Below are 21,429 nucleotides of genomic sequence, written 5' to 3'. Positions count from 1 at the left end.
CCCGCTCAGGAGAGAGCCATGCACCACCCCAACACCACCGCTTCATCCGCGGCGAAAGGCTGACCTGGCCATGCAAGAAGACATCCGCCAGCAAGTCCTGCAGCGCGTGGAGCGGGACTACGGCCTGAAGCACCGCAGCAGCACCGACTACATGCGCGGGGGCAAGTGCCCCCACTGCGGAAAGAAGGAGCTCTACACGAGCTATTCCAAGCCGTGGGTGCTGCGCTGTGGTCGTCAGGCCAAGTGCGGCCAGGAAGTGTTCGTCAAAGATCTCTATGACGACCTGTTCGATGATTATTCCAAGCGCCATGTCCAGACCGAGGCCAAGCCCAACGCGGCGGCCGATGCCTACCTGCTGACGGCGCGCGGCTTCGATCTTCGGCCCCTGCAGGGCCTTTACACGCAGGACAACTACTACGACCGGCGGATCACCGCCGGTACCGCCACCGTGCGCTTCCCGCTGGCCAAGGGCGGCTGGTGGGAGCGGCTGATCGACCGCCCCCACCGCTTCGGCAAGCAGAAGGCCCGCTTCGCGCCTGGACAGAGCTACGCCGGTGTGTGGTGGGCTGCGCCTGCCGCCATCACCGCTATGCGTGACGCACGCGAAGTGTGGATCGTGGAGGGCATCTTCGACGCGATCTCGCACCTGCAGCGCGGGAACTGCGCCGTGTCGGCCATGTCCAGCAACGCCTACCCGGAGGCTTCGCTCCGTGAGCTGGCCGACTCTCGCCCAGGCAACCTGCCAACCCTGATCTGGGCCTTGGACAATGAGCCAGGCGCACGCGCGTACATCCAGCGCCACGCCAAGCGCGCCGAGAAGCTCGGCTTCAAGTGCAAGGCAGCGCAGATCGTTCAGCGGGATGGCAAGAAGACCGACTGGAATGACCTGCACCTGCGTGCCTTGGCCGCCGATGACCAGCAGGCACAGTGGGACGCCGACCTGGTCGAGGCTCGCTACCAAGGCGACCTGCTCATGGCGCGCACGGCCATGGACAAGGGTCTGATCGTCTACGGCCACGACAAGCAGACCGAGTTCCACCTGGAGCACCACTCGCGCCTGTACTGGTTCGAGTTCGACCCGCAGCGGTTCGAGAAGCTGTGCCGTGATCGCGCCGTTGATCGTGACCTGAGCGACGACGACGAACTGGAGGCCGAAGAAGTCGCCAAGATCCAGCGCGCCGCTGCATCTGTGCGCCAGATCGCCAACTGCTACCCGGAAGCGCTGTACTTCCAGCGCCATGAGGCCACCGATGAAAGCTGGTACTTCTTCCGCGTGGACTTCCCCCACGACGCGCCCTCGGTCAAGGGCACCTTCACCGGCCCCCAGGTGGCCAGCTCCACGGAGTTCAAGAAGCGGATCATCAGCTTGGCTCAGGGTGCTGTGTTCAGTGGCTCGGGCCACCAGCTGGACCGCATGATGGAAGACCAGCTGTTCAACATCAAAACGGTCGATACGGTCGACTTCGTTGGGTACAGCCCGGACCACGGCGCCTACATCTTCGGCGACATCGCGGTGCGCAATGGCGAGATCAGCCTGGCAAATGCAGAGGACTACTTTGAGTTCAACAAGCTGCGGCTGAAGACCACCCAGAAGTCCATCCGCATGGACATCCAGCGTGATGCCGAAGCGTTCCGGACCGAGTGGCTGGAATGGCTGTGGTTGTGCTTCGGCACACACGGCATGATCGCCCTGACGTTCTGGTTCGGCTCGCTGTTCGCCAACCAGATCCGCAGCGCCCACAAATCCTTCCCCTTCCTCGAAGCCACCGGCGAGGCGGGCGCGGGCAAGACCACGCTGCTGACCTTCCTGTGGAAGCTGCTCGCCCGCAGCGACTATGAGGGCTTCGACCCGGCCAAGTCCTCGAAGGCGGGCCGCGCACGTGCCATGGGCCAGATCTCCGGAATGCCGGTAGTGCTGCTCGAGGCCGACCGCGATACGCCCGACAAGGCGCATTCCAAGTCGTTCGAGTGGGATGAGCTGAAGGACTACTTCGGCGGCGGCACCCTGGCCACGCGCGGCGTGCGCAATGGTGGCAATGACACCTACGAGCCGCCGTTCCGGGGCACCATCGTCATCAGCCAGAACGCTGCGGTCGATGCCAGCGAAGCGATCCTGACCCGTATCGTCAAGCTGCACTTCCGCAAGCCGACCGTCACCGCAGAGAGCCGCATCGCGGCCGACAACCTCAATGCGCTGCAGGTGGAAGACCTCAGCCACTTCCTGATCAAGGCGGTGCGCTCCGAGGGCCAAGTGCTCAAGAAGTTCAAGGAACGCGTGACCTACTTCGAGGCCCGGCTACGCGAGAAGACCGATCTGCGGCTGGAGCGCGTGATCAAGAACCACGCGCAGATGCTCTCGCTGCTGGACTGCCTGCGCGATGTGATCGATATCCCCGAGCACATGGTTGTGGCTACGCGTGATGCCCTGGTGGCAGCCGCCATGGAACGCCAGATGGCCATCAGCGCCGACCACAAGATCGTCAACGAGTTCTGGGAGACCTACGAGTACCTCGAAGGTCTTGGCGACGGCAAGGAAGCGAAACTCAACCACTCGCGCGACCCGCACAAGATCGCCATCAACCTCAACGAGTTCGTGGCCAAGGCCAGTAGGCATGGTCAGGCAGTACCTGATCTGGTTGACCTGCGTAAGCACCTGGTCGATTCACGGCGCTACAAGCTGATCAGCGTCAACACCGCAGTGAACAGCAACATCCGCAACACCATTCTCGGCAACAGCATCACAGTGAAGTGCTGGGTATTCAAAGCGAAGTAAGGCGACGTGTAACAAAGCGGTCCGGCGGGCGGTGCGCCAACACCACCCCGAAGGCCATCTACCAACAGAAGCTCAGGAGAGAGCAATGCAAAAGATGAACGGCGAAGCCGCAGCCACCCCCACATCTCCGCTGGATTCCAGCACCGGACCAAGGGCGGAGGCTATCACGGGTGCGGGGAATGAGGGGATTGAGAGGGGGAACGGGGAAGAGTGCAGCGCCACCCTGGTGCTGCACGTGACCCACAACCAGGTGATCGCCACGGCGACCCTGAACATGGGTACGACCAAGATCGCGCAGCGGGTGCTGGAGCGCCGCAAGGGCAACAGGAGCGGCTGGGTGGTCACGAAGGGCAGCGAGGAATTCGCCCAGGACGCCGACTGGATCTCGGCCGAGTTGGCCAAGCTCGCCGACCGCCTCCCCTTCCCATTCGAGGTGGCCAATATGCTGCCCGGGCGCAAGGCCACGCAGGCAGCTGTGGCCCAGACCGCCCAGGAGGTGGCCAATGGCTAAGTCCGTCGTGCTGTACGGCCCCCAGGGCAGCGGCAAGAGCCTCCACGGTGCTGCCATTGCGGAGAACCTGGGCCTGCGGCAGGTGATCGACCTCGAAGACGTCCAGCTGATGGGAGAGCGCCTGCAGCGGCAGGGCTTCCTGTACCTGTCGTGCAGCCAGCCGTACGCCCAGCGGGCGGCGAACCTGCTCGGCACCAAAGTCGTCCACGTCAGCCATGCACTGGCCGCCATCGGCGTGAACACCAAGGAGGTGGCCCATGGCTGAGCTGCTGCTGATCCTGATCGGTCCCGCCGCCGGCGGCGCACTGCTCCACCACCTCTGGTCGACCCGGCCGGCCCGCCGCCGTCACAGCGGGTTGGCTGTTGGCCAGATCCCGCAGCGGCTTCGTCGTCGCCCGCAGATGGCTGTGCGCCGCGCAGGGAGTGCAGCATGAACCTTGATCGCGTGATTCAGGTGGCTCTGTACGCCATGCGCAACGACGGCACCGGCCCGCTTTCCACTGGTGAGGCGCTCACCGCTGCTCTGGTGCTGAACCGGCACGACTGGCTGACCGAGATGGACTACACCATCGCCCAGGCGCTTGATCGCATCGACGAGGAAACGATCCCGCACTTGGCCGATGCCGCGCGCAGCGTCGCGGAGGGTTTCGCCAATGAGTAAGCGTCCGATGATCGCAGTGTGGTTCTCCTGCGGCGCTGCGAGTGCCGTAGCGGCCAAACTGACCCTGCAGCGCTATGCGGCGACCCATGATGTTCGCGTGGTGAACAACCCGGTTGTGAACGAAGACCCCGACAATCTGCGCTTCGCCCGCGATGTTGCCGCATGGCTGGGAGTTGAGGTCGAGCATGCCATCAATCCGAAATTCCCCAGCTGCGATGCCGTGGACGTGTGGGAGCGCGAGCGTTGCATGGCCGGAGTTGCGGGCGCACCTTGTACCCGCGCTCTCAAGAAGCGGGCTAGGCAGGCGTGGGAACTGGTAAACAAGCCAGACTTCCACGTCCTGGGCTTCACCGTGGAAGAACGCGGCCGCCATGAGCGGTTTGTACAAGGCGAGCGCGAGAACGTTCTGCCGGTGCTGATCGACGCCGGCTTGACGAAGCCCGACTGCGCGGCGCTGCTTATGGCCGCGGGCCTGTCCTTGCCGGCCATCTATCGGCGCGGATACCCCAACGCAAACTGCATAGGCTGCGTTAAATCTCAGTCGCCGACCTACTGGAATCATGTGCGAAAGCACGATCCCGCCGTGTTCGCTGAACGCGCCGAGCAGTCGCGGCGGCTCGGCGCTCGCGTGGTCAAGGTCAAAGGCAAGCGGGTTTTCCTCGACGAACTGAAGGTCACCGACAAGGGGGGGGCGATGAAGTCAATGAACTTCGATTGCGGAATTTTCTGCGAGGAACCCCTACAAAGTGAGTCGGATCAACGAGGGCTGCGCGGATGAAAATCACGCTTCGCGAACACTCCCCCGCGCGTTCGCTGCCGAGGTGTCCGAATGACCACAAAGCCCGCTACATGGTCGACGCGCGACGGTCGGAATCGAAGGGTGGCCACTTCATCGAATGCCGCTGCAGCGCCACCGCGAGGTGCCCAAGCTTTGACCTCGCCTGGGCGCACTGGCACAAGATGCACGGGTTCCGGCCGGGCGACGCGTCAACGCCGGCCGAGGCAAGCAATGTGGTGCAGCTGGGGCTGCGGCTGACGGGAGGTCCGGCGTAATGCAGCAGGTTGTGCCCTTCTCCGCCCTGCAGCGGCTGTGCCGCCCTGCAGGGCCGGCGCCAAGGATCTCCACGGTCTGTCGTTGGGCAGACCGTGAGGGAATCCGGTACAAGTACGACGCACAAGGCGGCATATGGACCACCGGGGCGGCGCTCAACGCCGCCCTTGGGCTGGGAAGTGCTGGCCCTGAGATGGAACGCGAAGAGGATTTGATCTGATGGGTGTCGGCAGGAAGCGCAAGTTCAACCCGGATATTCCGGCACATATCGACCAGCTCGCGCTGCCGCGCGGGATTTACTGGCACGACGGGCGCTGGTTCATCTACACCCCGCACGCTGAAGGTGGGCGACGTGTCCGAAAGACCGTTGCCTATCGAAGCGCGAGGCTTTCGGATCTGCACGCCATCGTTGAGGCCCAGGTCAACGGGCATCAGCGAGGCACCTTGCGCTACCTGTTCGACCGCTTCCACGAATCCATGGAATTCAAAGAGCTGACCATCGGCACCCAGGCTGACTACCGGCGCTACGCTGACGCGTTGTCAGCCTACGTTCGCCGAGATGGCAGCAGTCTGGGCGACGTGCAGGTCGAACGGATCACTACGCCGGTGGTGCAACGTCTGGTCGAGGTGTTCGCGATGGGGCGGCCGGCCAATCGCCAGCAGCCGTCGCTGCCCGCGACACCCAGCAAGGCCAATCACCTGTTTCGCTATCTGCGCCGCACGCTCGCGTGGGGCGTCCGCAACGGACACTGCACCCACAACCCCGCCGCCGGCGTTCGACAGGCCAAAGAGGCCAAGCAACACCGCATGCCAACGCCAGACGCCTACGACGTTGTCCTGGCGTTCGCACGAGAGCGCGGCGCGTTTCCATCGCACACGAAGGGCAGCTGCCCTGCGTACATCGCCCCGGTCATGGTGCTGGCCTACAGTGCGCGACTGCGTGGCATCGAGGTATGCACACTGACGGACGCCCACCGGCTACAAGAGGGCGTCCATGGCCAACGCAGAAAGGGATCCCGCGATTCCGTGACCGAGTGGGATGACGCGATGACTGCCGCCTGGGAAGAACTGGCCGCGCGCCGCAGCGCGATATGGAATCGCGAGGGCCGGAACTTCGCTGTGCCGCTGAGGCCCGAGCATCGCGTTCTACTGGTCGAGCAGACGGGCAACCCGATGGCAAAGTCGTCGCTGGAAAGCGCCTGGCAGCGCTTCATCACCATGGCCATGCGCGAGGGTGTCATCGAGAAACTGGATCGCTTCTCGCTGCATGGCCTGAAGCACCGAGGTGTCACAGATACCGTAGGCAACCGTGGCGACAAGCAGGATGCGGCGGGCCATCAGTCGCCCACGACGACAGGGCGCTACGACCACGCTCTGCCCGTCGTGAAACCTCCACGACGCCGCTAATTTTTCCGGTCATTGTTCCGCTAGCTCTTATCAGGCACTTCGGGGAAACCCTAAGTGCCTGATTTCTTTGGTGGGCCCAGAAGGATTCGAACCTTCAACCAAAGGATTATGAGTCCTCTGCTCTAACCGTTGAGCTATAGGCCCTTGCGGCCGCACAGTGTAGTGGAGGCCCGCAGGCGCTTTCCACTGCAGACCGTCACATCAGCCGAAACGCTGCCCCATCGCCTGCACCCGACGCGCATTCTCCGCCGCCAGGTCACGCAGCACGCCCGAGCGCAGCAGCGCCGAACCGGCCACACGTTGCCAGTAGTCCACTGCCAGCGGCGCTGCCCAGTGCAGGTGTGCGAGCTGGCCGCTGCGCTCCGGCGCGATGGAGTCAAGCGGCGCAGCCGCACGCAGCACCCCTGTGCGCGAGGGTGCCAGTGACATCGGCAGCATGTCATACGCGGGCGCCAACGGCAGCGGGCCGCGGTCGACCAGGTGGAAACCCAGATTGCCCTGATGCATGTCGCTGTTGCCGATGAGTCGGCCGAACGCGTGCAGCCTTCCCATCGCGGCCTGCGCGTCGCGATCGACCCAGCCCTGCGTCAGCAGCGCGTCGGCGGCGGTCCCCCAGTCCACGGTCACGTCACCGACGAAGGCCGAGGACAGCGCCAGCAGCGAGACGAAGCCGCGCCGGCCCAGCACGTCGAGGGTGCGGTCGAAGCGCTGCACCTCCAGGAACGTATGCGTGTCGGTCTGGAGTATCTCGGACACCGCTGCCGGCACGCCGGCGTCGCGCAGGCACTGCAGGGCGAGGTGCTCGCAGACCAGCAGGTCTGCCCAGCGTTCTGCGGCCTCGCCTGCGGTGGGCTGCCCGAACTTCACCAGCGCCGCATAGCGCCCTCCCTCATGCTCCACCGTGGCAGTGAACTTCGGTTGCTCGCCCCCCGGCGACGATCCGACGTCTTCGCCTTCCAGTGCCGCCGCCGCGCGCTCGGGATAACGACGTGCGCGCTGCGCGGCCAGGACGTGATCGCCAGGCGCGTCGAGCGCGCGCAACGCCATCTGCACGGCATCGCCGCCCAGCAGGAGATCACCGATCTCGGTGCCGCCTGCACGCACAAGCGCCTGCAGGGTGTCACCCAATTGCCATCGATTGAGGTCGTCGGGGACGCCCAGGTCACGCCCGCGACGATGCGCGAAGGTGCGACCGAGGAAGCCCTGCGGGCGCAGGTCGTCCAGGTACCACGGCAGCTCCGGGAAGTGGCCGTCGACGGTCTCGTCTGGCGAACGGGTCAGATTGGGGCGTGCGGCGGTGGTCGCCACGTGGAAGGTCTCGCCCGTGAGTGCCACGACCGTGCCCAGTTCTTCAAGGGTGGCGTCCGGCCCCAGCCGGAACAGCGGCCACTCGCTGCCCGCGGCGGTCTGCTGGCGGACGGCATAGGCCGTGGCGCGGGCGCGGCCAAGTCGCACCAGGCGGTCCCCGGCCTCGGCGGCAAGACGACTCAAGGTTGTCCGGGTAACCCCCAGGCGATCGACGAGATCGGCAGCTGATACGACCTCGCCGGCAGGCAGGTTGTCGAACAGCGTCTGGAGCTGGACGGTACGGGGACGGGCCATGGCCTGAGTTTCGGGACGAGTTAAGTTACAAATCTATACGCCAATCTTCGGCGAACCGCAACCCAATTAAACATATAAGCCATTGATTGAAATAACATCATCCCGGATAACACCGAGAAAAAATCCGTAATTAAGTTACGAAACACGCAACGAAATTACCAAATCAGCCTAGCGATCCCGACCCCTTCGAACACCCCTCCATCCGCTGCGCCGCCGCTAGGCTCGAGTACACCACGCGCCGCCACCCGCCCCAAAAAACAAACCCCGCTTGCGCGGGGTTTGTCGGGTTTCAACGCGATGCGCCGGTATCGATCAATCGATATCCAGGAAGCTGCGCAGCTGCTCGGACCGGCTCGGGTGACGCAGCTTGCGCAGCGCCTTGGCTTCGATCTGGCGGATGCGCTCACGGGTGACATCGAACTGCTTGCCGACTTCCTCGAGGGTGTGGTCGGTGTTCATGTCGATGCCGAAGCGCATGCGCAGCACCTTGGCTTCCCTCGGGGTGAGGCCGGCCAGCACGTCACGCACGGTTTCAGACAAGTTGATGTTGGTGGTGTTCTCGATCGGGGACTCCACGTTGGTGTCCTCGATGAAGTCGCCCAGATGGGAATCCTCGTCGTCGCCGATCGGGGTTTCCATCGAGATCGGCTCCTTGGCGATCTTCATCACCTTGCGGATCTTGTCTTCCGGCATGTCCATTTCCTTGGCCAGCTCCTCCGGCGTAGCCTCGCGGCCATACTGCTGGAGCATCTGACGGGAAATGCGGTTCAACTTGTTGATCGTTTCGATCATGTGCACCGGGATACGGATGGTGCGCGCCTGATCGGCGATCGAACGGGTGATGGCCTGGCGGATCCACCAGGTCGCATACGTGGAGAACTTGTAACCACGGCGGTATTCGAACTTGTCCACGGCCTTCATCAGGCCGATGTTGCCTTCCTGGATGAGGTCGAGGAACTGCAGGCCGCGGTTGGTGTACTTCTTGGCGATCGAGATGACCAGGCGCAGGTTGGCTTCGACCATTTCCTTCTTGGCCTTGCGCGCACGCGCTTCACCGTAGGCCATGGCGCGGCTGATTTCCTTCAGCTCGTCCAGTTCCAGCCAGGTGGTCTTCTCGATGTCGATCGTCGCCTGCTGTTCGGCGATGATCTGATCCTTCACGTCACGCAGGGCCGAGGACCACTTCTGCTTGCGCTTCAGTGCGTCTTCCACCCACTCCAGGTTGGTCTGGTTGCCTTCCCACGAGCGGATGAAGTCCTTGCGCGGCATGCGCGCGGTCACGGTCGCCAGGTTCAGCACGCGGCGTTCGTGGGACTTGATCGAGGCCATGACGTCGCGCAGCTGCTTGACCAGCACATCGGTCAGCGGCAACGGCAGCTTCAGGGTCACGAACACGGCGGCCATGTCGTCGCGCAGCTTGGCCAGCGGCTTGCGGTCGCCCTTGGCAGCGGCCTTCTTGAACGCGGTGTACGCGTCGCTCAGGGCCTGCATGCGGCGTGCGACTTCTTCCGGATCCGGACCGGTCGGGCCGGCCTCTTCCTCGACGTCGTCGCCGTCATCTTCTTCATCGGCGTCATCGTCAGCGTCGTCGCTGGTGTCTTCGGCCACGGCCGGGGCCGGGACTTCTTCGACGAGGTCGTTGAAGCCGACGATCACTTCGGCCAGGCGCTTCTTGCCTTCCTTGTGCGCGTCGTAGTCGGCCAGCAGCGATTCCACCGACACCGGGAAGGTGCCGAGTGCGGCCTGGACCTGGCCCAGACCTTCTTCGATGCGCTTGGCGATGGCGATTTCGCCTTCGCGGGTCAGCAGCTCGACGGTACCCATTTCGCGCATATACATGCGCACCGGGTCGGTGGTGCGACCACCTTCGGTGTCGAGCGCGCTCAGCGCGGCGGCAGCTTCTTCGGCCGCGGTGTCATCGACTTCGCGGTTGCCGGTGTTGCCATCGTTGAGCAACAGGGTTTCTGCATCGGGAGCAACTTCATGGACATCGATGCCCATGCCGTTGATCATGCCGATGATGTCTTCAATCTGCTCCGGATCGACGATGTCGTCGGGCAGGTGATCATTGACTTCGGCGTAGGTCAGGTAGCCCTGTTCCAGGCCCTTGCTGATCAGAAGCTTGATGTCGTTTTGCTGGGCAGGACGTTCGTTGGCCATGTAGTGCTCGCGCCACCGGCTGGGAGAGGGAATAGAACCTAGCATTATACCAGCCCGGCGCCCCGCGTTCCCGGGCGGTGGTCCCGGGGCTAGGGTCTGAGCAGGAAGGTCACTGGACCATCGTTGACCAGGCTGACAACCATATGGGCACCAAACTGGCCGGTTTCCACCCCCGGGGCGTGTTTTTGTCTGCAGATCTCGACCAGTCGGTTGAATCCGCGTTCAGCCTCCGCCGGCGGCGCGGCGGTACTGAAGCCCGGCCGCATCCCGCTGGATGTGTCGGCCGCCAGGGTGAATTGGCTGACCAGCAGCAATCCGCCGCCGGTATCACGCAGCGACCGGTTCATTTTTCCGGCCTCATCGCCAAACACACGGTAACCAAGCAGGCGATCGGCCATGCGCCCGATCTGGGCCTCGGTGTCGCCCGGTTCCATGCCCACCAGGGCCAGCAGACCGTGCCCGATCTGGCCGATCACGGCCCCCTCGACACGGACGCTGGCCTCGCTGACGCGCTGGATCAGAACAAGCATGGGCAGGGCTCCGCAACTGAAGGCGGACTACCTTAACGCGCCCGCGCGCCGACAGGCTGGCCGCCAGCGGCTAGACTTTGCAGTGATGAAACCGCACACCACTGCCCGCCTGGCCTACCGCGCCGCTGCCCTGTTCACCCGCCTGCCCTGGTCCTGGCTGCGTGCCTTCGCCTCCCTGCTGGCCTGGCTGTGGATACGTCTCAATGCCCGTGAGAGCCGCGTCACCCGTCGCAACCTCGAGCTGGCCTACCCCGAGATGGGCGAGGCCGAGCGCACCGTGCTCCACCGCGAGGTGCTGCGCTCGACCGCGCTGCAGGCCATCGAGACCCTGCGCCTGTGGACCCAGCCACGTGATCGCAACCTGGCCCGCCTGACCGAGCGCCACGGCGAGGCGCTGTACGACGCAGCCCTGGCCGCCGGCAAGGGCGTGATCGTGGCGGCCCCGCATTACGGCAACTGGGAGCTGCTCAACCAGTGGCTGGCCTCGCGCGGGCCGATCGCGATCGTCTACAAGGCGCCGGATGAGGAAGTGGGCGATGCCTTCCTGCAGCTGGTCCGCGGCGGCGACAACGTGCAGCAGGTGCGCGCCGAAGGCCCGGCCGTGCGCCAGTTGTTCAAGGTGCTCAAGGACGGCGGCGCCACCGGCATCCTGCCCGACCAGCAGCCCAAGGCCGGCGACGGCGTGTTCGCGCCGTTCTTCGGGGTAGAGGCGCTGACCATGACCCTGGTCAACCGGCTGGCCGAGCGCACCGGGGCGACCGTGCTGTACGGCTGGTGCGAGCGGATCGGCCCGGGCATGGAGTTCGCCCTGCATATTGAAGCCACCTCGCCTGCCGTGGCCGATCCCGACCCGCGCACCGCCGCCACCGCCCTCAATGCCGGCATCGAGCGCATCGCCCGGCGCGATCCGGCGCAGTATCAGTGGACCTACAAGCGCTATACGCTGCGCCCACCGCAGAGCGGCGAGGACGATCCCTATGCCACCGAGGACCATCCGCACTGACTGCGACGCAGCGTCGCGCCCTTGGAGCGATTGAATCGCCGCGATCCGTCCCCACTGTGGAAACCACGATGTCCCCCACGGCCCCTGACATGTCCCCTGCTTCTTCCCTGTTCGGCGACCCGGCCGCGATCCGCTGCGAGCGCGCGGTGGCCGAACTGCGTGCCGGCCGCCCGGTGGTGATCGACGATGGCCACGGCCAGCGCCTGGCGTTCATCGCACTGGACAGCAGCACCCGCACCAGCTTCAGCGCCTTTGCGGCGGCCGCGGAAGATCGCCACTACCTGTTCCTCACCGCCACCCGCGCCCGCGTGCTCGGGGTAAGTGCCGAACGTGGCGCGCGCGTGCCGCTGGCCGGCATCGACTTCGATGCCCTGCCCTCGCTCAGCTACCTGCGCGACCCGGGTGCGATGCCGCCGGGCTGGACCGGTGGCGAAGCGCTGGACGATGGCGCGGTGGAGATCGCCCGCCTCGGCCTGCTGTTGCCGGCGATGGTCGGCGTGCTGCTGACCGCCGATGACCGCCGCTTCGACGACTGTGCGCAGGTCTCGCTGTGCGACCTGAGCCAGGGCGCCGAACAGGCCGCGCATGCGTATGAACTGGTGGCCCGCTCGCCGGTGCCGCTGCGCGAGGTCGGGATGACCGAATTCGCGGTGTTCCGCGGCGGCGTGGCCCAGCGTGACCAGGTCGCGATCATCGTGGGCACCCCGGATCTGTCCGCCGTGGTGCCGGTGCGCGTGCATTCCTCCTGCCTGACCGGCGATCTGTTCGGCTCGCTCAAGTGCGACTGCGGCGACCAGCTGCGGCGCGGCCTGCGCAAGCTCAAAGAGCTTGGCGGCGGCGTGCTGCTGTACCTGGACCAGGAAGGCCGTGGTACCGGCATCGCCGCGAAGATGCGCGCCTACGGGTACCAGCACGACGGCCTGGACACGATCGACGCCGATGCCCAGCTCGGCTTCGGTGCCGATGAGCGCCGCTACGGCAGTGCCGTGGCGATGCTGCAGGGCCTGGGCGTGAGCCGCGTGCAGCTGCTCAGCAACAACCCGACCAAGGCCCAGCGCCTGCGCAATGCCGGCATCGACGTCGTCGACTGCGTGCCGGTCACCGGCGACATCACCGCCGAGAACGAGCAGTACCTGCGCACCAAGGCCGAACGCGCTGGCCATCTGCTCGATGTCGACGCGCTGATCCAGGCCGCGCAATAGCCCACGGCAACCTGCTACCGTCTGCGCCACGGGCGGTTGCACCTGTATGCATGCGCCCGGCCCGTTCCCCAGCCGAGCGCCTTGCCTTGTCCGATCTCCTCGACACTCCCGTGCCGCCGCCCCTGCCGCCGTTGCCGCCTGCCCCCGACTGGCAGGCGATGCCGCTGCGTTCGGCCTCGCTGGCCGCGTTCGGTGGTGCGATCGCTGGCGCACTGATGCTCGGCGGCGTGCTCGGCACGCTCTGGGTGGTCTTTGATCTGCCGGGCCGCTGGTGGGGTGCGGCCGGCATGGTCGTACTCGGCGCGTTGATCGGTGCGGCCCTCGCGTTCCGCCGCCAGCGCCGCACGTATTGGCGGCTGGATGCCCAAGGCCTCGGCCTGCGCCGCGACCTGCTCTGGCAGAACGAAACCCGTGTACCGACCTCGCGCGTGCAGCACCTGGATCTGCGCCGTGGGCCGATCGAACGCAGCGCCGGGTTGAGCACGCTGGTCGTGCATACCGCCGGCAGCCGCTTCAGTGCGGTCACGCTCAGTGGGCTGGACAGCGCCGATGCCGAGCGCCTGCGCGACACCCTGGCGCACCAGCTGGACCAGGACGACGACGCGCTGTGAGTACCCCGCCGCCGCTTGATGCCGCGCCGGAGCAGCGGCTGCATCCCTGGTCGTGGCTGTTCGTGCTGCTGATGCAGTTGCGCCAGGGCTTGGTACCGCTGATCGCGCTGGTGGTGTTCGGCCAGCGTGGCGACCGCGATGAGCTGTGGCTGTCACTCGGCCCGGTGATCGCCGTGGTGGCGCTGGTCGCGTACTCGGTGCTGCAGTACCTCACCTATCGCTATCGGATCGGCGCGTCGGCCATCACCGTGCGCAGCGGGGTGTTCGCGCGCAATCGGCGCGAGATTCCCTTCGCCCGCATCCACAACGTGGTTGTCCACCAGAACCCGTTGCACCGCCTGTTCGGCGTGGCCGAGCTGAAGCTGGAATCGGCCGGTGGCCATCGCCCCGAAGCGGAAATGCGGGTGCTCAAACTCGATCAGGCGCTCGCACTGGAACGCCTGGTACGCCAGCGTGGCCAGGCAGTGCCGGCCACGGCCGAGGGCGAAGCCGCTGCGGCCGAACCGGCCGAGGATGTGCTGCTCGCCTTGAGCCCGGGCGAGGTGGTCCGTATCGGCCTGCTCTCCAACCGCGGCTGGGTCGTGGTGGTGGCAGTGCTGGGCGCGATGGTGCAGTTGTTCCCGCGTGGCAGCGTTTCCGATGTGATCGAAGCCGGCGGCCGCCAGGCCTTCGGGTATGCCAGCCACCTGCATCCCGGAATGTGGCTGTGGACCATGGCCGCGGTAGTCGCCGTGGTGGGCTTCTGGGTGATGCTGCGGGTGTTGTCGGTGGGGCTCGCGCTGCTGCGCTATTACGGCTTCCGGCTCAGTGAGCACGAGCGCCGGCTGACCGTGGCCAGTGGGCTTCTAACCCGCATGCGCACCAGCGTGGCGCGGCGCCGGATCCAGGCGTGGACATTGCGCGAGAGCGCGCTGCAGCGCTGGTTCCAGCGCCGGCAACTGCGTATCGATATTGCTGCAGGCAACCCCGGCGAAGGCGAGCGCCGCGACCTGCGTGAGCTGGCGCCGCTGGCGACGCCGGCCGTCTGCGATGGGCTGGTCCAGCATCTGCTGCCACACCTGCAGTGGCCGCCGGCGCGCTGGCAGCCGGTGCAGAGGCGCGGCTGGTGGCGGCTGTGCCTGGGCGCGCTGTGCCTGGTTCCGCTGCTGACGGCGGCGGCGATCTGGTACGGCGGGCCGTGGGGGGCGCTGGTGCTGCTATGGCTGCCGTGGTCGGCGTTCCGCGCGCACCGGCAGATGGCGCGCATCGGCTATCACCTGGATGACGACTACGTCGCCGTGCGCGGTGGCTGGTGGCAGCGCTGGTGGCGCTTTGCCGAACTGGACAAGCTGCAGGCGCTGCGCCTGACCCGCTCGCCGCTGGACCGCCGGCTGGGCACCGCCAGCGTATGGCTGGATACCGCGGGTGCAGGCATGGGCACGCCGCTGGTGCTGCAGTACCTGCCGGAAGCGGAGGCGCGTGCGGTGTACGAACAGTTGGGCCGCGCGTTGGCGAAGCGTCGCCTGCGCTGGTAGGAGCGCATCCACGCATGGCGTGGATCTACCTGGTGACGCTACCGCTTCGCCGGCCCCCAGTACCCGAGATCCTTGCGGATCTGCAGGCCGCGCGTCCACGCACCGAACGGTTTGCGCTTGAGCGTGCCGAGTTCACCGGACAGGAAATCCTCGGTGGCAGCGATCACCCGCTCGGAGGAATACCCATCGCGGAACGGATGGATGGTGTCCGCGTACCGGCGGATCTCGGCCATCAGGGCGGGCGCTGGATCCAACGCCTGGGCCAGCATCGCCGGCAGCTGGGTGGCGTCGTCGAAATCGATCATGTGCGGCTGCGGGACCCGGTTGCGGAAGGTCACCACCGGTTTGTGCTGCACGATGAACTCGGAGACGATCGAGGAGGTATCCGAGACCAGCACATCGGCGGCGCGCTGCGCGGCCATCACCTGTTCCGGCTCGATGAAGCGCGCATGTGCACCGGCCAGCGCGCGGAAGCGCTCAAACAGCTCCGGGGCGCACTTGGGGTGCAGGGTCAGCAGCCAGTAGTGCTCGCCGCGGCCGATATCGGCCGCGATCTGCTCGTACAGATGCGGCGCGGCGCTCAGCCGCTCGGTGAAGGTCGAGCCGAACAGGATCACCGGGCGGCCCTGTGCCGGCACGCGCAATCCGGCGCTCAAGCCACCGTCATCGCGGAACAGCGGATCGAGCTTGGGCCAGCCGGTCTCGGCCACGGCGAAGTGGCCCTCGCGCGCGGCCAGCTCGCGGAACGGGGTGGTCGTGGCCGGGCCCTGGGTGCAGTACAGATCGAACAGACCGCGCACCCGGAAGTGGCCGCGGGCACTGTCGCGCTTCTGCACGTTGAAGCCGTGGAAGACCTGCACCTTGGCCCCGGCGATGAACGGCGGCACCCAGTTGGCGGCGCTGAACACCGCGCGCGGGCGCAGTGTCAGCGCCTCGTTCAGGGCCACATTGGGCACGCCGGGCAGCGAGGCCCCGGCGGCGCCATCGGCGAACCAGGCCGACACCGATTGACCGGATGCGTGCAACGCCTGCGCCAGAGGGGCGAGAATGGGCAGCGCATAACGCTCCGTCGCAAACAGCAGGTACTCGGCCATCATGTCCTCCTCGACCGCTCCCACTGAACGGCCTCGCATTTCGGCCTGCATTATCGCGTTCAATGAAGCCGACCGCATCGGCGATTGCCTGGCCTCGCTGGCCTTCTGCGACGAGATCGTCGTCGTGGACTCGCAATCCACCGATGCCACCGTGGCGATCGCGACGGCCGCCGGGGCGCGGGTGCTGCAACGCCGGTTCGATGGCTTCCGCAGCCAGAAGGCGTTCTGCGTCGAGCAGGCCGCGCATGACTGGGTGCTGTGTCTGGACGCCGACGAGCGCATCAGCGACACCCTGCGCGAGGCGATCCTGTCCGCCCAGGCCAACGGCTTCGCCGGCCACCATGGCTACCGGTTCGCACGGCTCTCCGCGTACTTCGGCAAGTTCCTGAAGCATGGCAATGCCTACCCGGACCGGGTCCTGCGCCTGTTCGACCGCCGCCATGGCGGCTGGCGCGGCAAGCGTGAGATCCATGAGGCGGCCAGCGTCGATGGTTCGGTGGGTACCCTGCGCGGCGACCTGATCCATTACCCCTACCGCTCGCTGGAGCAGCAGCTGCTCAAGACCCAGCGCTACGCGCGGATGATGGCCGAGCACGAGTTCGCGCGCGGCAAGCGCGCCACCCTGCCCAAACTGATCCTGGCGCCGGCGTGGCGGTTCTGGCGCGGGCTGCTGCTGCGTGGCGGCTTCCGCGATGGCTGGCACGGCCTGGTCTACGCCTACGTACGCGCCAATTACGTGCGCCAGAAGACCATCATGCTGTGGATGCTGCAGAACGGGCAGCCAGTCACCGACCCGCCGCGGGATCAGCCCGGCGCCTGAGCCCCGGCCGACGCCAGCGCCAGGCGCCGCGTGTACCCCTGGACGATCGACAGCCCGGCCAGCAGGCCGACAATGGTGACGTAGAAGCTGGCCGTGATCTGATGCGCGAACATCGACTGGGTGATCCCGCACAGCACATAGGTCACCACCACCATGATCCCGGCGGCCGCCGGACCACGGAAGGTCTGCTCGCCGCTGCGCCGGTGCAGGCCGGTGAACACCCATAGCGGCACGCCGTAGATGGCCAGCAGCAACAGCAGGCCCGGCGCGCCCTGGGTCGCGGCCCACTCGGCCAGATCGTTGTGCGCGTGACCCAGATGGCAACGCTGCTCACTCGGATCATCCCGGCACACCGGCAGGCGCTGCATGGCGCTGTCGAAATGGCCGATCCCCACGCCGGTCAGCGGGTGATCGAGGAAGGTTTCATAGGCCACCTGCAGCCGCTCCACGCGCGCGCCGGCGGAGGAGTCGCTGTCACCGCGCTCCATCCGCACCACGTCGTGCTTGAGCTCGGTCAGGCGGACCTGCTCGCGCAGGCTCGGGATGGTGAGGGTCAAGGTGCCGGCGATCGCCACCAGCGCCAACAGCACGCCCAGGCGCGCACGACCGGTGCGCCAGCGCAGGCTCATCGCCATCACCACCAGCAGTGCCAACAGCGCCAGCCAGACGCCGCGGCTGCCGCTGAGCACGATGGTCACGCAACCGGCGACCATGCCCACGATCACCCAGGTCCAGCGCTGGTGCGGCCGGCAGAACACCAGCAGCACCATCAGCACCAGCACGATGTCGGCCAGCACGATCGCGTTGGTGCTCAGATCAGCGCGTGGTGCGCCGCCGGCCACCTGCAGGATCGACAGCACCATGGTGCCGAGCAGGCCGGCCAGCGCCCCGCCCCACAGCCAGCGGATGTCCGGCCGCAGTGCACACACCCACAGGGCGATCCACGGGATCACCACGAACCGCGAGCGGTTGTCGATGTCGCGCAGGCCCTGCTCGAACAGATAGATCGAGAGCAGCGCAAAGGCAATCGCGGCCACCACCAGCCAGGTCAGGGCCTTCACCGGCTGCCCGGCCAGGCCACGCGCGCGCCACAGGTAATCCGGCGCCAGCAGCGTGCTCAGCAGCAACAGGATGCCGTAGGGCAACAGGTTCTGGGGCAGGGTCAGCACCAGCGCGGGCATGCAGAACAGGCCCACGGTGGCGATCCAATGGGCCACACCGGCACGCCCCTGCAGCGGCGGCAGGGAAACGGGCGTGGCCGGCTCGGATGCAGCGGAGAACGTCATTGCCAACCTCGATTGCCACACGCAGGCATGCACGCCCGTGATTGCACTGGACGCGACCGGCGCCCACGGACCTGCGGTATCCGCCCGAGGAGGCGGCCAGCATTACAGAATTCACTCATCGCCGTCGATCCGGTGCAGCGCGCGTTCGCGCGCCTGTTCTTCGGCACTGGCCACACACGGGCCGTGGATGTCGCCCGGCCTTACCAACCACCAACGGCGACGGTTGGCGACCCCGGCCAGTTCGGCGCTGGTGCGGTCCACGCAGGCCAGCAGCGCGTCCTCCTGGACCAGCAGCCAACGCTGCTGCGGCTGTGCGGCCTGCCAGGCGACTCCGTCGGCGAGTTGCCGGTCCCAACGCCGGTTGAACCCGAAGGTGGCGGCCTCACGGTCGGCCATCAGCAGGTTCTGTTCTTTCCAGGCGACCAGACCCAGTTCGGCCTCCGGGCCGATGCGTTGACCGACCTGCAGCATCAGGCCGCGGGCGGAACTGGAGTCATTGAACAGCGGGTAGCCGATCAGCCCGAACGCTACCCAGGCCATGGTCAGCGTCGCCACCACGGCCAGATGGAAGCGGCGCACGCCGGCGATGCACAGGGTGAGCACCGCCCAGCAGCCCAACGCGACCGCGACCCAGCCCAGGCCGGAGGTCACCGCGGTGTCGATGCCGCGATCCAGAATCAGTTTGCGCTCGAAGCCCGGCTGCCCCAGCAGCATCGAGATGCCGATGCCGAGCAGGCCGGCAGCCAGCAGCGCCACGAAGCCGCCCAGCAGCCACTGGAAGGTGCGCTTGCGCAGCAGCCCCGGCAGCAGGGGTGCCAACGCCAGGCAGAACATGGGCAGCGCCGGCAGGATGTAGACGTCACGCTTGCCGTTGGGGATCGAGAAGAACAGCACGATCAACAACCACCACACCAGCGGCAGCAGGTAGCGCGCATCGCGGCGCTGCAGGCGTCGGCGCCAGGCGGGGATGGCCCAGGGAATCGCCAGGAAGGCCGGGATCCACATCGACGGCATCGTGCCCAGGAAATACCACCATGGCTGATGATGATCCCAGGATTGCGCGTAGCGCTTGGCGGTCTGCCGGAACAGGATGTCGTCCAGATAGGCGCGGTACTCGGCCGACCCACTGCCCAGTGCGGTCACCACCATCGGCACCAGCCACAGCGCGATCGCCAGCACGAAGGCCAGCGGCCCGACCCAGAACCGCCAGTCGCGGACATGCAGCTTGACCCGCGGCCAACCCAGCACGGAGGCCACGGCGGCCGGCACGATCATCAGCAATGCGATGACGCCCACGCCCTTGGTGATCACCCCCAGCCCGGCGGCGAACCAGCCCAGCCACCACCAGCGCCACGCAGGGCCACTGAGCAGATGCCGCAGCAGGCCGTAGTTGGCCAGGGTGATGAAGACCACCACCAGCGGATCGATCTGGGCTTTCTTGGACTGGAAGGTGAAGTGCAGCGCGAACAGCAGCGCCCAGGCGGCGTACAGCCCGACCCGCCGCGTCCACAGGCGGCGGCCCAGGTCATAGACGCAGGCCAGTGTGCCCAGCGCGGCCAGCAGCGAGGGCAGCAGGAAGGCCACCCGCCAGTCGCCGATCAGCGAGTACAGCGCGGCCTGCGACCACATCAGCATCGGCGGCTTGTCCGAGTACAACTCGGTGCCCCGATGCGGGAACAGCCAGTCCCCGCTCTCCACCATCTGCTTGGCGACCAGCGCGAACCGGGGCTCGTCGGAGGGCCACGGATCACGCATGCCCAGGCCGGCCCCCAGAACGAGCAGGGCCATCAGGGCAAGCAGCCAGAACTCTCGGGATGCGCGGTTTTTAAGCATGGGGCGGGATTCTAGCCGGGTTCGGTTCAACCCTTCTTTAGCAGACGTGCATAGAAGAAGCCGTCAGCACCGTCCTCACCGGGCAGGCGCTGGCGCCCGGCCCAGGAATCGTGGCCATACGCCTCTCCCAGCGGCAGGAAGCCCGCATCCCGGGTGCGCTGCAGGAAGGCTTCGACCTGGAACTGGTTTTCATCGCGCAGGATCGAGCATGTCGCATACAGCAGGGTTCCGCCCGGGGTAAGCATCGTCCAGCAGGCATCCAGCAGGCGCGCCTGCAAGGCCATCAGCGCCTCGATGTCGGTCGCGCGGCGATGCGCCAGCACATCCGGCTGGCGGCGGATGATGCCGGTGGCCGAACAGGGCGCATCCAGCAGGATGGTGTCGAACAGCTGCCCGTCCCACCAGCTGGCCGGATCGGTTGCATCGCCCGCCAGCACCTTCGCGTTCTGGCCCACGCCGGTGCGTGCGAACGTTTCGCTGATGCGCTTGAGCCGGCGCGCATCGATGTCCAACGCCAGCAGTTGCAGGGTCGGATCGCGCTCCAGCAGATGGGCAGCCTTGCCGCCCGGCGCGGCGCAGGCATCGAGCACCCGCGAACCCGGGCGCGGCGCCAGCGCATCGGCCACCTGCTGGGCAGACAGATCCTGCACCGACAGCGCGCCATCGGCGAACCCGGGCAGCGCGGAGACCGCGATCGGCACTGGCAGGCGGATCGCATCGGCACCCACGCGCGATGCTTCAGCCTCGATACCGGCTGCCGCCAACTGCTGCAGCATCGCCTCACGAGTGCTGTGCTGGCGGTTGACCCGCAGCCACAGCGGCGCGGCCTGCAGGCTCGCGGTGAACACCGCGTCGGCCTCGTCCGGCCAATCCTGTTCGATCTTCTCGGCCATCCACAGCGGGAAGGCATCGCGCGCCGGCAGCGGCGGAATGCCTTCGCGCTGGGCGCGGCGCAGCAGCGCATTGACCATGCCGGCCTGGCGATCACGGCCCATCGCACGCGCAGCGTCGACCGTGGCCGAGAGCGCGGCGTGCGCCGGCAGCTCCAGTGCGTCCAGCTGGGCGAAGCCGACCAGCAGCAGCGCGCGCAGTTCGTCTTCGCGCACGCCCAGCGGCCGCGGCATCCATTGCGCCAGTGCGGCGTCATACGCGGCACGGCGACGCAGCACGGCAAAGCACAGCGCCTCCAGCAGCGCGCGGTCGCGGCTGTCGTCCAGGGTCGGCAAGGCGGTGGCCAGTTCGGCCTTGAGCGAACGGCCGCGGCCGATCACCTGGGCCAGCACGCGCGCGGCCAGCACGCGGGTGGGCACGCCGGGGGCGGTATGGGCGGTGTAGGGGCCTGCAGGCTTGCCGGAACGCGCGTTGGTCATG

20 protein-coding genes and 1 tRNA gene are annotated in these 21,429 nt (G+C 66.8%); 13 read left to right on the top strand and 8 right to left on the bottom strand.

Annotation, left to right across the window (positions count from 1 at the left end; translation table 11 throughout):
- The first annotated feature begins 70 nt into the window (after positions 1–70).
- From ABE571_RS04230 to ABE571_RS04195, 8 genes are all read left to right on the top strand, one after another.
- Positions 71–2,773, top strand: a complete 2,703-nt coding sequence (locus ABE571_RS04230) for a toprim domain-containing protein (RefSeq protein ID WP_346493243.1) — start codon at positions 71–73, stop codon at positions 2,771–2,773.
- 85 nt (positions 2,774–2,858) lie between these two features.
- Complete coding sequence (locus tag ABE571_RS04225) at positions 2,859–3,284, top strand: hypothetical protein (RefSeq protein ID WP_346493242.1); 426 nt, start codon at positions 2,859–2,861, stop codon at positions 3,282–3,284.
- Positions 3,277–3,549, top strand: a complete 273-nt coding sequence (locus ABE571_RS04220; RefSeq protein ID WP_346493241.1) for a hypothetical protein — start codon at positions 3,277–3,279, stop codon at positions 3,547–3,549. Before ABE571_RS04225 ends, ABE571_RS04220 begins: the two co-directional genes overlap by 8 nt.
- Positions 3,542–3,718 carry a hypothetical protein gene (locus ABE571_RS04215; protein ID WP_346493240.1) on the top strand — a complete coding sequence of 59 codons (177 nt, stop codon included), beginning with the start codon at positions 3,542–3,544 and terminating at the stop codon, positions 3,716–3,718. The genes ABE571_RS04220 and ABE571_RS04215 overlap by 8 nt, the downstream gene beginning before the upstream one ends.
- Positions 3,715–3,945, top strand: coding sequence for a hypothetical protein (locus ABE571_RS04210; protein WP_346493239.1), 231 nt, complete (start codon positions 3,715–3,717; stop codon positions 3,943–3,945). Before ABE571_RS04215 ends, ABE571_RS04210 begins: the two co-directional genes overlap by 4 nt.
- Positions 3,938–4,723, top strand: coding sequence for a hypothetical protein (locus ABE571_RS04205; RefSeq protein WP_346493238.1), 786 nt, complete (start codon positions 3,938–3,940; stop codon positions 4,721–4,723). Before ABE571_RS04210 ends, ABE571_RS04205 begins: the two co-directional genes overlap by 8 nt.
- A gap of 274 nt (positions 4,724–4,997) precedes the next feature.
- On the top strand, positions 4,998–5,216 hold the full coding sequence (locus ABE571_RS04200; protein ID WP_346493237.1) for a hypothetical protein: 219 nt from the start codon (positions 4,998–5,000) through the stop codon (positions 5,214–5,216).
- Positions 5,216–6,403 (top strand): integrase, encoded by a 1,188-nt coding sequence (locus ABE571_RS04195; protein WP_346493236.1) that lies wholly within the window; start codon positions 5,216–5,218, stop codon positions 6,401–6,403. Before ABE571_RS04200 ends, ABE571_RS04195 begins: the two co-directional genes overlap by 1 nt.
- 68 nt (positions 6,404–6,471) lie before the next feature.
- Here ABE571_RS04195 and ABE571_RS04190 read toward each other — a convergent pair.
- The 4 genes from ABE571_RS04190 to dtd all read right to left on the bottom strand — a co-directional run bounded on the left by ABE571_RS04190 (position 6,472) and on the right by dtd (position 10,695).
- Positions 6,472–6,547: transfer RNA gene (locus tag ABE571_RS04190), tRNA-Ile, on the bottom strand.
- Positions 6,548–6,604: 57 nt separating this feature from the next.
- Positions 6,605–8,005 (bottom strand): type II toxin-antitoxin system HipA family toxin YjjJ, encoded by a 1,401-nt coding sequence (gene yjjJ, locus ABE571_RS04185; protein WP_346493235.1) that lies wholly within the window; start codon positions 8,003–8,005, stop codon positions 6,605–6,607.
- 312 nt (positions 8,006–8,317) lie between these two features.
- Positions 8,318–10,165, bottom strand: a complete 1,848-nt coding sequence (gene rpoD / locus ABE571_RS04180) for an RNA polymerase sigma factor RpoD (protein ID WP_121040252.1) — start codon at positions 10,163–10,165, stop codon at positions 8,318–8,320.
- Between the two features lie 89 nt (positions 10,166–10,254).
- A complete protein-coding gene (gene dtd / locus ABE571_RS04175; RefSeq protein WP_313219505.1) occupies positions 10,255–10,695 on the bottom strand; it encodes a D-aminoacyl-tRNA deacylase in 441 nt (146 codons plus the stop codon).
- Between the two features lie 85 nt (positions 10,696–10,780).
- Between dtd and ABE571_RS04170 the strand changes: the two genes are divergently transcribed.
- From ABE571_RS04170 to ABE571_RS04155, 4 genes are all read left to right on the top strand, one after another.
- On the top strand, positions 10,781–11,698 hold the full coding sequence (locus tag ABE571_RS04170; RefSeq protein ID WP_313219504.1) for a lauroyl acyltransferase: 918 nt from the start codon (positions 10,781–10,783) through the stop codon (positions 11,696–11,698).
- Positions 11,699–11,766: 68 nt separating this feature from the next.
- Positions 11,767–12,900 (top strand): GTP cyclohydrolase II RibA, encoded by a 1,134-nt coding sequence (ribA, locus tag ABE571_RS04165; protein WP_313209062.1) that lies wholly within the window; start codon positions 11,767–11,769, stop codon positions 12,898–12,900.
- 158 nt (positions 12,901–13,058) lie between these two features.
- Positions 13,059–13,511 (top strand): PH domain-containing protein, encoded by a 453-nt coding sequence (locus ABE571_RS04160; RefSeq protein ID WP_313209113.1) that lies wholly within the window; start codon positions 13,059–13,061, stop codon positions 13,509–13,511.
- Positions 13,508–15,025, top strand: a complete 1,518-nt coding sequence (locus tag ABE571_RS04155; RefSeq protein ID WP_313209061.1) for a PH domain-containing protein — start codon at positions 13,508–13,510, stop codon at positions 15,023–15,025. The genes ABE571_RS04160 and ABE571_RS04155 overlap by 4 nt, the downstream gene beginning before the upstream one ends.
- 38 nt (positions 15,026–15,063) lie before the next feature.
- Here ABE571_RS04155 and ABE571_RS04150 read toward each other — a convergent pair whose 3' ends face one another.
- Positions 15,064–16,122: a CDP-glycerol glycerophosphotransferase family protein gene (locus tag ABE571_RS04150; RefSeq protein ID WP_313209112.1), complete on the bottom strand. Its 1,059-nt coding sequence runs from the start codon at positions 16,120–16,122 to the stop codon at positions 15,064–15,066.
- Here ABE571_RS04150 and ABE571_RS04145 point away from each other — a divergent pair.
- Positions 16,121–16,939: a glycosyltransferase family 2 protein gene (locus ABE571_RS04145; protein WP_346493234.1), complete on the top strand. Its 819-nt coding sequence runs from the start codon at positions 16,121–16,123 to the stop codon at positions 16,937–16,939. The genes ABE571_RS04150 and ABE571_RS04145 overlap by 2 nt on opposite strands.
- On the opposite strand, the gene ABE571_RS04140 is transcribed toward ABE571_RS04145, so the two are convergent.
- The 3 genes from ABE571_RS04140 to rsmB all read right to left on the bottom strand — a co-directional run bounded on the left by ABE571_RS04140 (position 16,924) and on the right by rsmB (position 21,428).
- Positions 16,924–18,225, bottom strand: a complete 1,302-nt coding sequence (locus ABE571_RS04140) for an O-antigen ligase (RefSeq protein ID WP_313209059.1) — start codon at positions 18,223–18,225, stop codon at positions 16,924–16,926. The genes ABE571_RS04145 and ABE571_RS04140 overlap by 16 nt on opposite strands.
- 111 nt (positions 18,226–18,336) lie before the next feature.
- Positions 18,337–20,058, bottom strand: a complete 1,722-nt coding sequence (locus ABE571_RS04135) for a glycosyltransferase family 39 protein (RefSeq protein WP_346462931.1) — start codon at positions 20,056–20,058, stop codon at positions 18,337–18,339.
- Between the two features lie 26 nt (positions 20,059–20,084).
- Positions 20,085–21,428 carry a 16S rRNA (cytosine(967)-C(5))-methyltransferase RsmB gene (gene rsmB / locus ABE571_RS04130; protein WP_346493233.1) on the bottom strand — a complete coding sequence of 448 codons (1,344 nt, stop codon included), beginning with the start codon at positions 21,426–21,428 and terminating at the stop codon, positions 20,085–20,087.
- Between the last annotated feature and the right edge of the window lies 1 nt (position 21,429).

The organism is Stenotrophomonas sp. TWI273, from assembly GCF_039674765.1.
Taxonomy (GTDB): Bacteria; Pseudomonadota; Gammaproteobacteria; order Xanthomonadales; family Xanthomonadaceae; genus Stenotrophomonas.
The sequence above is the reverse complement of the archived record's forward strand: the minus strand, read 5'-3'. Positions and strand labels throughout refer to the sequence as shown.